The following is a 15,782-nucleotide window of genomic DNA, read 5'->3' as shown; positions in this document are numbered from 1 at the left end:
TTTCCTCCCGCGACAGGAGATCCCGATGGGATGGCTCTCGATGACCCTGCACGGCATGGCGCCCCATGCCACGCCCAAGGCTTACCTCGACGACCAGTGCACCTATGCGCCTGACCCGGCGGCGGGTCGGACCGAAGGCATGCGCGTCCTCAAGTCCACGGTCCGCTCCGGCGCCTACTATGCCGCCTGCCAGAACTATGGGCCCGGCGGCGAGCGTCCGCCCTTCGCGATCATCTGCCTTATCCGCTGGAACCCACGCGCCCGCGATGGATATGTGTTCGCCTACAAGGACAGTGCGCCGTTGCGGCGCTGAAATGGAGTATCAGTGATGATGAGGTAAGTTGAGAATGCCTCTGCTCGCCGGACTAACCTCGGGCCTCACAAAGTCTGAAATCCCGAAAGGGACGGGGAACAATAGCATGTTCGGAAAAGGCCAGATGCGTCTTAGTCGCAAATGGAGGCGATGACGGTCAGGGCAAGGTGCGTATGGTGAAGGCTACACTGCTTAAATCCCAGTCTGCAGCAATCTATATAGCGATACTGGCGAAAGCGACTGTCACGCCAGGTCCGGATGATGACAGCGGTCTCATGTCTTGGCCGCCTGTTTCTCAGCCCATCCGGTGCGCCTCTCGTCGAGGGGTTTAGTGGACGAACGGGACACCTAACCGCGCCGCATCTCCATTCAGCGTAACTACGGGATGCCCTAAACAGGCGGCTTCTGCCGGCCTGCATGGGTACGGAGCCGCCATATTACTCAAATGCCCGGGGTAATGCCCGGGACATCGACCTCTTCGGAGGCGGCGGTGCAACTGTATAAGGTCTCGAGCGATCGGGCCGAAAGCGGGGAAGACCGGGGGAAGGGCGGCAGCTGTGATTCTTCAACCACCGATCATGGGGTGTGCTGATGCTGCCAGAAACTGTGAAAGGCCGGTTGGAGGCCATTCCGGCGCTCGTTGCGTCGGGCAAAAGGGTGAATGGACTCTATCGTCTGATGGGGTCTCGCCTCCTTTGGGAGGAGGGGCTCCAGAAGATCGGATCCAACAAGGGTGCGATGACGCCGGGTATTGACGGCGAGACCTTCGCGGACTTCGGACCGGAAGACCTCGACCCGATTATCGCCAGCGTGACGGCAGGGACCTATGATCCCAAACCAGTGCGTCGGGTGTTTATCCCGAAAGGCAAGGGCAAACGGCGTCCGCTGGGCATTCCCACGCGCGACGACCGCCTCGTTCAGGAAGTGGCGCGGCAACTGCTCGAACGGATCTATGAACCGGTGTTCTCGAACGCCTCCCATGGATTCCGGCCGGGCCGGTCGTGTCATACGGCGCTTGAACACGTCAAAGCCGTATGGACGGGGGTGAAATGGCTCGTAGATGTGGATGTCGCGGGGTTCTTCGAGAACATCGACCACGACATCCTCCTGCGGCTGTTGCGGAAAAGGATCGATGACGAGAAATTCATCGGCTTGATCGGCAGCATGCTTAAGGCGGGTGTTATGGAAGACCGGGTTCACACCCGGACCTACAGCGGCACTCCGCAGGGCGGTATCGTCTCTCCAATCTTGGCCAACATCTACCTCCATGAACTCGATATGTTCATGGCGGAACGGATCGCGGCTTTCGAGAGGGGGAAGGTCCGTGCCACGAACCCGGAATATGGGCGACTGGCTGGGCGCATCCAGAAACAACGGAAGCGCGTCACCATGCTGCGGGCCAAAGACAATGTCGACGAGGTGAAGGTTGCGGCCTCCTTGGCCAAAATCCAAACCTTACTGCCGCAAAAGCGGTCCATCCCGTCGAGAGACGCGATGGACCCCGGTTATCGCCGACTTCGTTACTGTCGCTACGCGGACGACTTCATGATTGGGGTTATCGGTAGCAAGGAGGATGCACGAAGCGTGTTCGCCGAAGTCAGGGCATTCCTGACCGAGGCGCTGGCGCTCACGGTGTCCGAGGAGAAAAGCGGTATCCGCAAGGCGAGCGATGGAGCCGCCTTCCTTGGATATGAGGTCCGCACATATACGACACGCCAACGGGTTGTCCGGAGCCGACAAGGTTCCGTCAGCTTCCTTCGTAGGCCGCCGTCGGAAGTGATGCAGCTGCATGTCCCTTGGGAGAAGGTCCACGCGTTCGCTTCTGCAAAAGGTTATGGTGATCTGTCGGTGTTGAAGCCGCGTCATCGTAGCCTGCTGCTCAGCTGCAGCGACGTTGAGATCGTCCTAGCTTACAACGCCGAATTGCGGGGTTTTGCGAACTACTATGCTCTCGCCAAGGATGTGAGCTTCAAGCTGAACAGGCTTGAGTTTCTCCAGCGGTGGAGCTTGTTCAAGACCTTGGCCAGCAAGCACAAAACCAATGTGCGAGCGGTCGTGGCCCGCATGAGGACGGGGCAGGAATTCACCATCGGCTACGACGTCGATGGCCAGCCCCGATCGGTCAAAGTCTGGAAACTGGCTCATCTGAAACGTGATCCGGCCACCTCGTCCAGGATTGATATCCAGCCTTGGACGCAGGTGTTCACCCACTCACGTACGGACTGGGTTGATCGTCAGAATGCCAAGCAATGCGAGGCTTGCGGTCGATCCGATGTTCCGTGTCAGGTGCACCATATCCGGGGGATGGCCGATGTTTCGCACCGCGGTTTTGTCGTGAGAATGAAGGTGGCACGCGCCCGCAGGACGGTGGTCCTGTGCGAGCAATGCCACTGGGATACTCACAGAGGCCGCCTGCCCGATCTACGGCAAAGTGATGGTTCGTCACAGTGGAGAGCCGCATGCGGTGAAAGCTGCACGTGCGGTTCGGCGGGGGGATCAGGGCTGACTCCATGAGCAGCACCAATCCTACCCGACTGACGGAAACGGCAGGGCCCTACTACTTCGATTGCCCGGCCGCGATCCTTCGACCTGCTGGGGCCGCCGATCAATGACCATGCCGCCGAATGGCGCGCCAGATGTCGCCAGCGCCTCGCGCTGACGTCGCGTCGCAAGCCGCGACCAGGTGACACCTTGGTGCTCCCCGAACCGCTGACGTTTTCCGACGGGATCAGCGAGCAGACGTTCCAGGTTCGCTCCTGGGGCACGAGGACCGTTCTCTTGCGCGCGGGCGACGGGGCTGGCGTGCGGATCTCGCGGCTCATGACCAGGGCCTGGACCCTTGTCGCGCCCGAGGCCGCGGCATCAGCCGCGTCGGTCGTGGCGTGATCGGCGCGGCCGGTGCGCAGCCGGTCTGACCCCTCGGCAGTTCACCAATCCTGGCGCGACCGGGACCGCCGCTGCGCAACCTCTCGACACGAAGGAATTGGCGCATGTCCAATTGCTATACGCATACCTGCTTCGCGTTCCGCGTGACGCCTGACGAGCACGCGCTTCTCGCCGAGGCGATCGCGCTTGCTGCGTTCCTCGAAGGCGAACCCCTCCAGGACGTGATCGCAACGCGCTGGGCGCAAGCTGACGCCCGCTTTCGCGCGCTGTTCCCGGCGATTGACGATAATCCGGTGTCAGGGTTCCTAGCGCTCTTCAACGATCCCGATTTCCCGACCTTCGGCACGCGATTCGTGTTCCGGCGACCACGATCCGGCCTCGATCTCAGTGTTCGGGCAAGCCGACCAGTTCGAGCCGGACGCGGTTGCCTCGATGTTCCAGCGGATCCTCACGCGATCGTGGCCGCTGATCGTCACCTGGGGCTACGACAGCGATCGATACCAGCCCGACGCCTTTGGCGGTGGCGGCTTCCGGATCGATGCCGATGGCATCCACTGGATCGAGACCAGCCACCTCAATGACAACGCGAGGTTCGCCCCGAAACTGGTCCTTGCCATGCGGGATGACGAGAAGGGATTGCTGTTCTGGAACAAGGCCGACGGTTTCGGATCCCTCGAGACGGCGGACGTCTTCACCGAGCAGCAGGCGCGAGACCTCCCGATCGCGCTTGACCAGCCCGAGTGGACCGCCTTGCCGCGCGGCTTGAGGAACTGAGCGGCACGAGCCTGCCCGGACGGCACCATGGGGTGGGTCTGGCGCGATAGCCTGGGCTCCCCTTGCGCCGACCCTTTCGCCTCCCATCCGATCATCCGGTCTTCGACCGGGCTTCTCCGGCGATGCCGGACCTGATCGTGTTCCCGGAGGCGGGCCTCTCGCTTCGGCCGCTGCCTCCGTGTCCGGCTCTGGCGACGGGATCAGAGAGAAGGGGGTGAGGAGGAAGGTGTGGCGGGAATGGACCCGTTCACGAACCCGTACCGGCCCCTCAGCAGCAAGACGGGGCGGCATATGAAGGAGAATACGGCAATGAACATCGGTCAACTCAAGAAGAATGCCTCCGGCAACTTCATCGGCAAGATCCAGACCGCGACGATCGACCTTGTCATCGGCCTGCGCCCGGTCACCTCGACCAACCCCGAGGCCCCGCGTTTCGATGTCATGGTGCGCACGCGCAATGGCACCTTCATCCCGGCCGGTGGCCTGTGGGAGAAGATGGCCGCCAACGGCACCGGCGCCTTCCTCCAGGGCCAGATCGACGATCCGAGCTTCGAAGCGCCGCTGTCGATCGCGCTGTTCACCCAGCAGGACGGCGCGCTCAACGTGGTCTGGTCGCGCCCGCGCCGCCGCATGACCAATCCTTTCGACGAGGGTGCACCCACCAGCGCCGATGGCGACGCCACGTTCAGCCCGCGCAGCGAAACCTTCGCCGCCACCAGCGAAGATCCCTTTGCCTCTGCGACGGGCGATTACGTGGGCGCCGAAGCCTGAACCCCCCAGGCTTTCCCGACCAACCTTGCGGTCCGACCTCCCCCGCGGTCGGACCGCATTTTTTTGTAGGCGAGGACAGAGGCACGCGCGGCGGTTGCCAGGTCGGAGCGCGGGTACCGGCGCCGCTCCCCGGAGCAACGGGCGCCCTATAGGCGCCGCCCAATGCGGTGATCACCGGCGCCCGCCAACGACGATTACGTTGATGTGCAGGTACTCCGTACCTCGTCCGGAGGCGGGATCGTGGCCGGCCGAACTGCGGCTGTCGCCACGCCGTCGTTGTGTCCGCGCACCGGTTCCAAGGCAGATGCGTCGATCGTGCGGAGCGCCTCGAGAGGTCTGCTTGCGCCTTCGCGCCACTGGTCCTCATCCGTCCCTGATGGGCGTGCAGGTCAGGCCCTGCATGACAGCGCCGCCCGCCACTGGCGCCGAAATGCGATTTCCCGTCAGCCGCATTGCGGCGCGAGAGAAACCGTCATGTCCATAACGGGCCACACCTTCAGCACCATCGGTTGGCCATCCGCCAGACGGGATGAAACTCTTCGCCCTTGCACGACCTTTGCAACCGCCGATCCCATGCGGCCGTGTTGTCGGCCTGACGGCCTCCGCCCGCACCACCCGCAGGATCGGCGGTTTCCCTCGCCGGACGGCACGCCGCCCGCTCGGTGCAAAGCCCCTCATTCCCGGGCTTCGTCTTTGTTCATCCCGGCGGGATTGGCCCGCCGATGACACCGAAGGAATGGCGCATGAACAAGGTTTTTCTCTCCGGTCGCATCACCGCAGACGTTTCGCGCTTCGGCACCGACAGCAAGGGCGGCGTGATGTTCACGCTGGTGACCAGCAAGCCGGTCATCAAGGACGGCAAGGTCCAGAAGGACGAAAACGGCTACACCGAGACCTACGACCAGTTCCACACGGTCAAGGCCTTTGGCGGCCTCGGCAAGGCGATCGCCAACAACAAGCACAAGGGCGACAAACTGCTGGTGACCGGCGAGATCCGCTACTCGCGCAACGAACGCGACGGCAAGACCTACTACAACACCGAAATCGTCGCCGACGAGATCGAGTTCATCTGACCACCGCGAGTGGGCGGCCCCACCGGGCCGCCCGTCTTTGCGTGTTCGCTGGGGACGCCCGAACATCTTCGTTGCGCCTCAAGAGGGTCGGCGCTGGCGCGCCGGCCCTTTTGTCGTGTTTCCGCGTCCCCTGGCGGATGCCCGCCCGGGGATGCGGAAAGAGCTGTAATACCCAACCCTTTCTGTGTCCTCCCAGTGTGGCAACCCGGCCTGGCGCCCCGTCAAGGATGCACGGTTCCCCCAATTTTGCGGCCGGTGCCCTTGCGGCCCCGTCCCCAAAATCGGCTCCCCCATGCCCCGCTTCGCGGCGTCAACCGGGGTCCGGCCCGCGATGCGTCCCGGCTTCCCGGTCAACGTCCCTGACGGAGCTGGGCACGGCTTGCCGGATGAGGGGCGTCATCAAGCCGATGACGGAACTCAGGAGCGAAACCCCATGCAAACCTTCTCGAACTTCGCCGATCTTGCGAACTTCATCGCCGAGGAAACCGGATCGACCGACCAGACCTCGACTTACGCGCATGCCTTTATCGAGCACGACGAGCGCGCCAAGCTGTCTATCGTCGACGAGGCTGAAGTCTGCTTTATGCCCGATCCCGACCAGGCCCGCGCCGCTGTCGAAATGGTCATGACCACGCTGTTCGATGTGCTGCGCGATACGCGGCTCGAACCCTTCGCCGCAGATCTCGCCTGGGGCTTTGCCAACAGCTTCCACGTCGTGGCCAAGCGCATCGAGGGCCGCGAGGACGATGCGGCCAAGGAACTGGGCGAACTGGTGCGCATCTCCGACCCGTCAGAAATCCACGCCACGCAGGTCGAGGACACCCGCCTGCTGTGCGAAACGCTCCAGAGTTGCCGCGAGGCAATGGAGTGCATGCGCGACCATGCAGCGCAAGTGTTCCACGCCGAAACCGGCCGACCCTTCTCGACCGCGCGGGGATCGCGCGTCAGTTCCGCCACGACCGCGAGCCAGATCGAGGCCCGCGATTTCCTGGCAGCGCGCGCGGCCAAGCGCCGCGAGGCCCACGCTCCGACCGGTCCCGTCGTGATCTTTTCAGGCGGCGATACCTGGCATGATCACGAACTGCTTTACAAGGCGCTCGACGATACCTTCGCGCGCATTCCAAGCATGATCCTGGCGACTACGGCCCAGCACCGTGGCTGCGACCAGATCGCGCACGCCTGGGCGGCCTCGCGCGGCGTTGCGACGGTGCGCTTCACGCTCAACCGCGCGATGGGTAAGCGCGCAGGGTTCGCCCGCAACGAGCAGATGATGAACCTCAAGCCCGTCCACGCGGTCATCTGCGAGGGATCGGGGCTGCAGGCCAACCTCCTGACCAGGGTGCGCGAGGCGGGTATTCCCTACCATGCCTTCGCCGCGAGCCACCAGCAGCCGGCCTTTCCCGAAGGTGCGCCTGCCATGAACGGGAAGCGGCGGTTTGCTCGGCGCGGTGCCGCTTTTTGAGCTTGCCCCAAGGAGGGCGCTGCACCAGCGGCGTCCTCCAGTTTTCTCAGTCCTGATTCTGGCGGCAAGGCGTGCAGGCGCCCCTTGGCTCTGACCCCACATTCCGGTCGCCTAGCCGCTAGAAGCAAATGCGGTCAGGAGCGGGGCGCAGATGGCGGCACTCTTCATGTAGTTGCAAGGCCACAGGATCCTCATCCAAGCGCTGTCTGACGTGCGGAGCGCTATAGCTTTGCGCGAGCGAATCCGCCCATTTGCGAACTTTGCGAGAATCCAGCCGGTTGCTCCAACCGGGCTGTGCGCCATTGGGGCCGAGCGTCTGTGCTCGGCGCCGCGGCTCATCTCTGTGTGCCGCCTCATGCTCCCGTATTATCGCGCCGCGCTCGATCAGCGCCCTGTCTTGGGAACGTCAGATCGAGCATCCCTCGCTTGCAAAGAAGGCGATCGATAGATTCGCCTGGCGAACAAGCTAGCGAGATACATCGGACGGGGTTAGGGCTCTTGGAGCAGACTGGCAAAGGTTGTGTGAAACTAATATGTGCAGCGCAGGTTCTGAGCAGGATCGATAAAGCTGATGGCAACAAAGGGATGCTCAGAGGCCCCATTCGCGTCTTAACCCTCTCATAGCCATCCAGGGCAGTTTCTTGCCGTGCAGCGGCTCGCCATTTCTACCGGCTTTAGCAGGCGGGACACAGGACCCGCACAAGATCAAAATGGACATTCGTGCAGCGCGTTCGGTCGAGCGGCTTTTTCCTCATCAGGACCCTTTCGCTCTTAGGAAGAGGACGAAAAACCATTAAAGAGCTTTCGCCCTGCTTCGATGACGCGATCATTGTCTTCGGCGGCATACAGCAGCCTAGCTGGTAATATGAGCTACAATGGACGGGTTGATACTCTCTAGGGTGCTTTCGAGGAGAACGTTTCCTCGCTTTGGCAGTCGAGCTCCATCGCTAGGCGAGAGCAGTATCGCGAGGCGAGGAGCCGCTTCAAGAACCGCCGATCGCTCGGGTCTTGCTTTTTGCGGCCAAAGAGCAATGGCCCACCCAGCCCGAGGGTGGCTCTTGTCGAATCCCGGAGATCGCCGCATTTACGCAGTATATGGACGGAGAGATTCGAATGAGCCCCGAGGAGATCAAGGCGATCCGGCAGCGCGCGGGGCTGAGTTCTGGGGCGCTTGCTGAAACGCTGGGGCTTGTATCTACAAACGGCCGACACATCCGTATGCTTGAGCGCGGCGAGCGGTCTCCTTCGGGCCCGATTGTTCGTCTCCTCGAAATGCTCGACCGTGGCGAGTTGCCCTCTCGGTACATCGCTAAATCCAAGAAGCGCGGACGGCCTGCGAAGGCGCCGAAGTAATCGGCTCACGACGGCTTTCGCTAATCATCCCCAACACGCCGCACGACACGCGGTAGCTGAGGATCGCACCAGGTGCGAAACCGTCACCGAATGAGGCCCGGTGGACCTGTGCCAGGCTTGCTGTCGATCGTTCAGCGTAAAGGGCTTGAGGCGGTGGATCGACAGCCGGGCAGCGACAAAACCAGCATGGCCCGGCCGCGAAGACAAAGAGCTTTGTTGCCTAAGCGAGGAGACGCGGCGCTGGCTGTCGACAGAAATTCGATCATTCCCGGCTCGCGGCCCACCAATCAAGATTTGTCCTGACTTGAGCGGTGGACTTGCCTTTTTTGCAAGGGAGAACTGGGACGTTTTGGGCTTTCTGACCGTTTGGCCAGGTCACACCCGGCCCAGCCTTCCCCGAGCCTTACCGCGCGGGGACTGCAGATGACCGGAGATGCCGACACTGGCCGTGCGCTCGGAACGGAATAACCTTACGCCTAGTGTCGAGCCTGCGGACGTTCGAGATCAAATTGGGCCTTGGAGCACACTCAACCTCGTCCATCTAAGTAATTAGCCAGGCTCCACAAAATCGGACGTCCACACTTCTCAGCGCCGTATCGGTTCCCATGATACGAAACACTTCAATGAGAACTTGATGGCCCGTCGCGTCGCCATAACAAAAGATCGACGGCCTCTCACAAATATAAATCATGCAGGTGGGCTCCGTACCCGCTTACGAAGTGCCCTGGATTGAAATCCACATCGCCAGATTGCGAAACCGCGAAATCGCGGTAGTTCGAAATCTCCGCTATATGAGCCGGCGCGGTCCAATCTTGTGCGTGGGACGGAGAATCCGCTGCAGCGAAATGGAAAACATCTGTCGCGTCGGCGGTATACGAGTCATTCAGCGTAGCTGGCGGGTCGCCTATGAGGAAGTTGCCATAGAAGCCCGAGCCGGCAGAGTTTGTTGTCACCGTCAGCGTGGCGCTCAAGTTGAGCGTGTTGCCTGAGTAGAGCGGCGCTGTGAGCGAACCAAGATCCAAGGCATGGTTGGTGAAGTAGGTTACCGCTGCTGATGCCGTACCGAAGCTCTGATTGACGAGCGCGGATCCATTAGCAGTTATCGTCAATGTGACGTTTGTGACGCCCGAACCAAATGCCTGCCCACCGTAAAGACCTACAACGAGGTGCTCCTTCACCGCCAGCTGATTAAGATCAACTGTCAGGCTGAAGCTCTGGCTCAGGGTTTCGGTCCCTGCAGCCAGGGGCGAGTGACGATCGCCCAGTTCACCGATTGCGAAGTAGCTTGGCGACGGCGTCGCGAAAGCAGCCTGGATGTTGGAGTTGGCGGTGAGAATGGCTGTCACGTTGGCTGCGGTCGGCGCGCCCGCGATGTGCGAGACCGATTGTGATGTGGTATCCACGGCTGCGCTTGCAAGCCCGATGCTGGTCGTTGCGTTCGCGGAGACCGTACTCTTGCTTGTACCTGCACCGAAGAGTGAGGCACCGGTGGTTGCAGTCACATCACGCACCAGCGCTCCGCTGACAAGATGGGAGTCCGCTGTCGCCGAAGCATAGCCGGACTTGCCGGTGGCAACCGCATTTGCCGTGCCGGAGCTCGAAGTGGTCCCGGTTCCGCCATGGGCAGCGGCAGAAATACTAGCGCTTGTTCCCGCCACGCCGGTCGCCGAGGCAAGCGCGCTTGAACCTGCGCCGGAAGAGAGAGACCCGGTTCCTGCATTGCCACCTGACGCACTGACCGACAGCGAGACAGATCCCGTGCCGTTAAGCGTCCCGTTGGACGATGCTGAACCACCCTGCCCGCCGGTACCGGCCGTGGTGGAGCCGCCTGTCCCGCCTTGTGCGAGGATGTTCGCCGAAAGCGACGAGCTGGTGGTGGGATTGGCCAGTGCGTCGACAAACGTCAGAAGAGAGCTGGCATTGCCTGCTATGCCGCCATTGCCGCTGGTAGAATAACCGCCATTACCGCCGGTAGCGCTTTGGGATAGGGCAAGGGAGCCCCCGTTGGTTGCGCCCGACACGGCATTCGTGAGCGTCGAGGAAGCACCCGATCCAGCAGTAGCATTGCCATTACCGGTGCCACCATGGCCGCCGTACTGGTACACAGTAGCGGCGACGCTGCCATTGCCCGCCGTGCTTGCTTGCGCAGTGCTCCCGCTCGCCACGCCACCGTTTCCTGCGCTCTTGCCCGCTCCGTTGGCCGAACCACCGTTGCCGCCGAAGACTTGCAAGAAGGCAGTGACCGACTGGTTCGAGAGGCTAGTGGTAGTGCTGATGGTCTGCCCTGACGCTGTCCCGCCATTGCCCGCCGCCCCGCCACCGGCACCATCGGCGTTGCCGCCATTGCCACCGTTGACGTAGTTATAGCTTGAAACGGTCTTGGTACCGGTCGTGGTGATCGCGCCCAAAGCCGCGCCGCCGGCCTTGGCGCTCGCGCCCCCGTTGGCAGATCCACCGCTCCCGCCATTGGAATTGCTTTGGGCATAGATCGAATTAGATTTTGTGACGCTGAGCGTATCGTCAAACACCAAAGTCGAATTGGCAACGCCTGCCGCGCCAGCTACCGATGCGGCAGAACCATTATTGATACCGCCGCCGTTGCCACCAGACACTGTCTGATAGAGATACAGGGAGCCGCCATTCGTTGCGCCTCCGACGCCGTTCGTCACGGTGCTGTTTGCCCCGTTGCCTGCATTGGCGCCGTTGTAGCCTATGCCACCGGTGCCGCCACTTTGGGTGACCTGAGCACTTGCAGAGCCGGTTCCGGCAGTCACCGCCGAGGCTGTGGAACCGCTTGCAACGCCGCCGTTACCAGCCGTCTTGCCGGGTCCGTCGGCATACCCGCCGCCACCACCGTTGGCAGTTGCTGTACCGGTGACCGACTGGTTGCTCACGGTTGTCGAAATCGCCGAACTCTTGGCGCTCGCCGCGCCGCCGTTGCCGGCGTTGCCCGCGCCCGACCCGTTGACGATGCCGCCCGAGTTGCCGTTAGCGTTGACATTGAGAGAAACCGTCTGCGTTCCAGTAACCGTCGCTGTCGCGCTCGCCGCGCCAGCTGCCTTGCCGTTGCCACCTCCTGTATTGTTTCCGCCAGCCCCGCTGGACGCCCCAACGCCCACGGTAACGTTCGCGCTCTTGTTGGTGTTCAAAGAATCATCGAAGGTCAGGGTCGAGCTGGCGGCGCCGCCTGACCCACTTGTGCCTCCGGTTGAACCTCCTGCACTGCCGGCCACGGCCGACTGGACGAGCGACAAGGTGCCGCCATTGCTCGAACCAGAAACGGCATTTGTGAGAGTGCTTGATCCTCCTGCGCCGCTGTTGGCACCATTATAGCCAGCACCGCCGTTGCCGCCGTACAGATAGGCGCTGGCATTGACCGAGCCATTGCCGGCGCTGCTGGCCGCTACAGAAGCATTGGTCTGATTGGCACCGGCACCAGCTGTCTTGCCCGCGCCATCTGCGCTGCCGCCGCTACCGCCGACAGCCTGCGCATAGGCCGTGACCGCCTGGTTCGAAACCGTTGTGCTGGTGGCAATGACCGAGACGTTGCCTACCCCGCCGGAACCGGCGGCGCCGACGCCCGTGCCATTGACCCACCCGCCATTGCCGCCGTTGCCATAGCCATAAGCCGCCACAGCCTTTGTGCCGATGATGTTTGAAGTGCTCGTTCCGATCGCACCGACCTTGCCGCTCGCGCCGTTGCTCGCGTTGCCGCCACTGCCTCCACTGGCCGAGACGGTGGTCGTAACTGTGGCTGACTTGTTTGAATTCAGCGTATCATCAAACGTAAGACTCGATGTGCCAGCGCCTGCCACCCCAGCCGTGGCTGCCGCCGTGCCGTTGCTGGTGCTCCCGCCGTTACCGCCATTGGCGGTCTGCGAAAGTGAAAGCGTGCCGCCGTTGGTTGACCCGGTTACCGCATTGGCCAGTGTGCTGAGCGCGCCGGCACCTCCTTTCGCACCATTATAGCCCGTTCCACCGGATCCACCGGTCTGAGTGACGGTGGCACCTGCATAGCCATTACCGGAAGACGTTGCGCTCGCAGTCGATAGACTGGCCAACCCGCCTTTGCCGGCGGTCTTGCCGGCTCCATCGGCATAACCGCCCGTTCCTCCGTTGGCAGAGGCGGTGGCTGTTACCGTTTGGTTCGAGGTGGTTGTGCTCGACGCGATCGACTTGGATGTAGCCGCACCGCCAGCGCCGCCCGTTGCCGTGCCGGTCTGAGATGTCGTGCCACCAACACCGCCTGATGCAGCGGCGGAGACGTTCACAGTCTGCGCGCCTGTGACCGTGGTGCTTGCAGAGCCCGCCCCACCGGCCTTGGCAGCAACCGTGCCCGTGGTCGAACCGCCCGTGCCACCCGTACCGGTCGCTGAAACGGACAAATTGCTGCTGGTCGTGGCATTAAGAGTGTCATCAAAGACCAGCGTAGAGGCTCCCTTGCCGCCCGAACCCGCAGTTCCCCCTGTGCTGCTCCCACCGCTACCGCCGACCGCGCTCTGGGTCAGGTACAAGGTTCCGCCGTTGGTGGCTCCGGAAACCGCACTGGTTAGGGTTGTGGAGGCACCTGCTGCCCCGTTGGCGCCGTTGTAACCGGTGCCTCCGTTGCCGCCGTAGCCATAAACACCGGCGTTAGCCGTGCCGTTTCCGGCAGTTGTCGCCTTGGCGATCGATCCGGACACGGTGCCTCCGGCTCCGGCGATCTTGCCGACGCCATCAGCAGTACCGCCGCTTCCGCCATAACTATATGCGCTTGCAGTCACTGCCTGGTTGCTCACGGTGGTCGAACTGGCGGTGACCTTCGTCGTCGCTTTGCCGCCGGCCCCGGCTGTGCCGATGCCCGAGCCGTTGACGGCGCCGCCAGCGCCGCCTGCGGTGGAGGCCGAGGCAAACACAGCCTTCGTGCCGGCGATGACATCGGTGGAAGACCCTGCACCGCCGATCGCACCGTTGATGCCGTTGGTGCCCACCCCGCCAGAGCCGCCGTTGGCGATCACGTTGACGTTGACCGTGTTGGACTTCTTGGCATTGGCCCCATCATTGCAGGTGAGGTTGGAGGTGGCGGCACCACCTACGCCCGCTACCCCGCCGTTCGATCCGCCGCCGGTGCCGCCATAGGCATATTGATTGAGGTAAAGGTTGCCGCCGTTGGTCGATCCCGTCACCGCGTTCGTCAAAGAGCTTGCAGCGCCCTTGCCACCGGTTGCCCCCGTGTAGCCGTACCCGCCGCTGCCGCCGCTCTGCGTGACATAGGAAGTAGCCGGGCCGTTGCCGCCGGTCACCGCCGCAGCTGTAGAACCACTAGCGATGCCGCCAGCGCCCGCGATCTTGCCCGCACCGTCGGCATAGCCCCCACTGCCACCCGTCGCACTTACGTTGACGTTGACCGATTCGTTACCGGTCGTAGTGGACGTGGCGGCACCGTTTGCCTTGGCCGTACCGCCGTTGCCAGCCGTGCCAAGACCGCCACCTGTTACGATGCCGCCAGCGCCACCTGCGGCTGATACATTGTCCGTGACGGACTTTGTCCCCAGGATCGTGCCGCTTGCAGTTGCGTTGCCACCTGCGGCACCGTTAGCCCCGTTGCTGCCGCTCCCGCCGCTGCCGCCACTGGCGTTGGAGGCGCTAGAGATCTGACTGCTGCGAAGCAGATTAAGAGAGTCGTCGAACGTTAGATTCGATGTTGCATTGCCTGCAGCGCCTGCCGTCGATTGCGAGCCGCCGCCCGAACCACCTGTAGCCGTCTGGGTAAGCTGAAGCGCACCATTGTTGGTGTAACCGGAAGCACCGTTGGTGACTGTGCTGCTTGCGCCAGCCCCGCCGGAGGCACCATTGTAGCCGACACCGCCATTCCCCCCGTACTGATAAACTGTCGCGTAGACAGTGCCATTGCCCTGCGTCGTGCCGCGCGCCACGGTTCCGCTGGCCACCCCGCCGTTGCCGGCCACGCTCCCCGTGCCGTCAGCATACCCACCTGTGCCGCCAGAGCTTGATCCGGTGACGCTGATGGTCTGCAACCCCGTCGTGGAGGAGTTCCCGGTGGCCGAGTTGGTGGCGGTGCCACCATTGCCTGCCGTAAGACCCGCCCCCGACACAAAACCACCAGCGCCGCCTGTCACCTGGCTCGTGATGGTGAGTGCGGCTGCCCCGCCGATTGTTGAGCTGGCGCTCGCCGCCCCGCCGGTGCTGCCATTGCTGCCCGTGCCGTTGCCACCATTTCCGCCGCCGGCATAGTTGGTGACGTACACGAGGTTGCTTTTCGTGGTGTTGGCGTTGTCATCGAACACCAGCGACGATGTCGCCGATCCGCTCGCACCGACTGCACCACCGGTACTGCCCCCAGCACTGCCGCCGCGCGAATCCTGATAGAGGTAGAGATTGCCAGCACTGCTTTTTCCGCTGACGGCGTTGGTGACGGTGCTGGATGCACCATTGCCGCCATTGGCGCCCGTGTAGCCATATCCGCCCAAGCCGCCGTACTGGGACACGGTGGCCTGGATTGTTCCGTTTCCGGCGGACGTGGCCATCGCTGTGGCACCCGAGGCGACACCGCCATTGCCCGCAGTGCGTCCGAGGCCCTGCGCATAGCCGCCGCTGCCGCCAGACGCCGTAATCTGTGCCGTAACTGCGTCGGCGGAAGCCGAAGTGTTCGTCGCAGCCGCCGATCCAGAAGCGCTACCACCGTTGCCGCCACTGCCGCCTAGCCCGTTTGGAGTGCCGCTGCCCCCGCTGCCGCCATTGCCACCTGCGCCACCGGAGGATTGCGAATAGGACGCAGCCGGGCCAGCGCGTGATGTCGATGTCGTCGCCGAAGCCGAGCCGCCTCCCGCACCGGCCCCGCCATTGCCACCTGCGCCCGCGCCGTTGGCGGCGCCCGAACCGCCCGAACCGCCCGAACCGCCATAGGCGTTCGCCGTGTTGTTTGCATCGCCTGGTGTGGAGGTTGCGGCAAGCGCCGCACCCCCGGCAGAGCCCGCGCCGCCTGATGCGCCTGCAGTCGCGCCGCTGGAGCCGTTCGCTCCGTTGGACCCGTTGACGTTGATTGCGGACATAATACTGCTCCTCCATGCGGCGTGGAAGCACGTCCGGATCCTGGAGCCGGGACGAACTGATGATCTTTGAGGGATGTATTGTCGTGCGCTTTACATGA

General features: G+C 63.0%; 8 protein-coding genes. 7 read left to right on the top strand and 1 reads right to left on the bottom strand.

The genetic code is table 11. The annotated features are described in order from the left end of the window. The first annotated feature begins 25 nt into the window (after positions 1 to 25). The 7 genes from HHL27_RS20750 to HHL27_RS20725 all read left to right on the top strand — a co-directional run bounded on the left by HHL27_RS20750 (position 26) and on the right by HHL27_RS20725 (position 7,279). Positions 26 to 313, top strand: coding sequence for a hypothetical protein (locus HHL27_RS20750; RefSeq protein WP_169495306.1), 288 nt, complete (start codon positions 26 to 28; stop codon positions 311 to 313). Positions 314 to 904: 591 nt separating this feature from the next. Next, entirely contained in the window at positions 905 to 2,827 is a 1,923-nt protein-coding gene (locus HHL27_RS20745; protein WP_024018999.1) for a reverse transcriptase domain-containing protein, read from the top strand. Positions 2,828 to 2,878: 51 nt separating this feature from the next. Continuing rightward, complete coding sequence (locus HHL27_RS22975) at positions 2,879 to 3,199, top strand: DUF6927 domain-containing protein (protein ID WP_420874090.1); 321 nt, start codon at positions 2,879 to 2,881, stop codon at positions 3,197 to 3,199. 387 nt (positions 3,200 to 3,586) lie between these two features. Then, positions 3,587 to 3,973 (top strand): hypothetical protein, encoded by a 387-nt coding sequence (locus tag HHL27_RS20740; protein WP_169495305.1) that lies wholly within the window; start codon positions 3,587 to 3,589, stop codon positions 3,971 to 3,973. Between the two features lie 309 nt (positions 3,974 to 4,282). Next, the gene (locus HHL27_RS20735) at positions 4,283 to 4,744 is read left to right on the top strand and encodes a DUF736 domain-containing protein (RefSeq protein ID WP_169495304.1); all 462 of its coding nucleotides are present in this window, start codon (positions 4,283 to 4,285) and stop codon (positions 4,742 to 4,744) included. Positions 4,745 to 5,487: 743 nt separating this feature from the next. Continuing rightward, the gene (locus HHL27_RS20730; RefSeq protein ID WP_169495303.1) at positions 5,488 to 5,817 is read left to right on the top strand and encodes a single-stranded DNA-binding protein; all 330 of its coding nucleotides are present in this window, start codon (positions 5,488 to 5,490) and stop codon (positions 5,815 to 5,817) included. Positions 5,818 to 6,250: 433 nt separating this feature from the next. Then, positions 6,251 to 7,279 (top strand): DUF2493 domain-containing protein, encoded by a 1,029-nt coding sequence (locus HHL27_RS20725; RefSeq protein WP_169495302.1) that lies wholly within the window; start codon positions 6,251 to 6,253, stop codon positions 7,277 to 7,279. Positions 7,280 to 9,306: 2,027 nt separating this feature from the next. Here HHL27_RS20725 and HHL27_RS20720 read toward each other — a convergent pair. Beyond that, positions 9,307 to 15,684 (bottom strand): hypothetical protein, encoded by a 6,378-nt coding sequence (locus HHL27_RS20720; protein ID WP_169495301.1) that lies wholly within the window; start codon positions 15,682 to 15,684, stop codon positions 9,307 to 9,309. Positions 15,685 to 15,782: the final 98 nt, after the last annotated feature.

This window comes from Novosphingobium olei, from assembly GCF_012927405.1.
Classification (GTDB): Bacteria; Pseudomonadota; Alphaproteobacteria; order Sphingomonadales; family Sphingomonadaceae; genus Novosphingobium; species Novosphingobium olei.
Note: the sequence above shows the minus strand (reverse complement) of the source record. Positions and strands in the feature narration are given on the sequence as shown.

Coding starts and splice junctions, on each gene's coding strand:
- HHL27_RS20745 (WP_024018999.1), top strand. CDS start 905: ATGCTGCCAGAAACTGTGAAAGGCCGGTTGGAGGCCATTCCGGCGCTC.
- HHL27_RS20720 (WP_169495301.1), bottom strand. CDS start 15,684: ATGTCCGCAATCAACGTCAACGGGTCCAACGGAGCGAACGGCTCCAGC.
- HHL27_RS20735 (WP_169495304.1), top strand. CDS start 4,283: ATGAACATCGGTCAACTCAAGAAGAATGCCTCCGGCAACTTCATCGGC.
- HHL27_RS20750 (WP_169495306.1), top strand. CDS start 26: ATGGGATGGCTCTCGATGACCCTGCACGGCATGGCGCCCCATGCCACG.
- HHL27_RS20730 (WP_169495303.1), top strand. CDS start 5,488: ATGAACAAGGTTTTTCTCTCCGGTCGCATCACCGCAGACGTTTCGCGC.
- HHL27_RS20725 (WP_169495302.1), top strand. CDS start 6,251: ATGCAAACCTTCTCGAACTTCGCCGATCTTGCGAACTTCATCGCCGAG.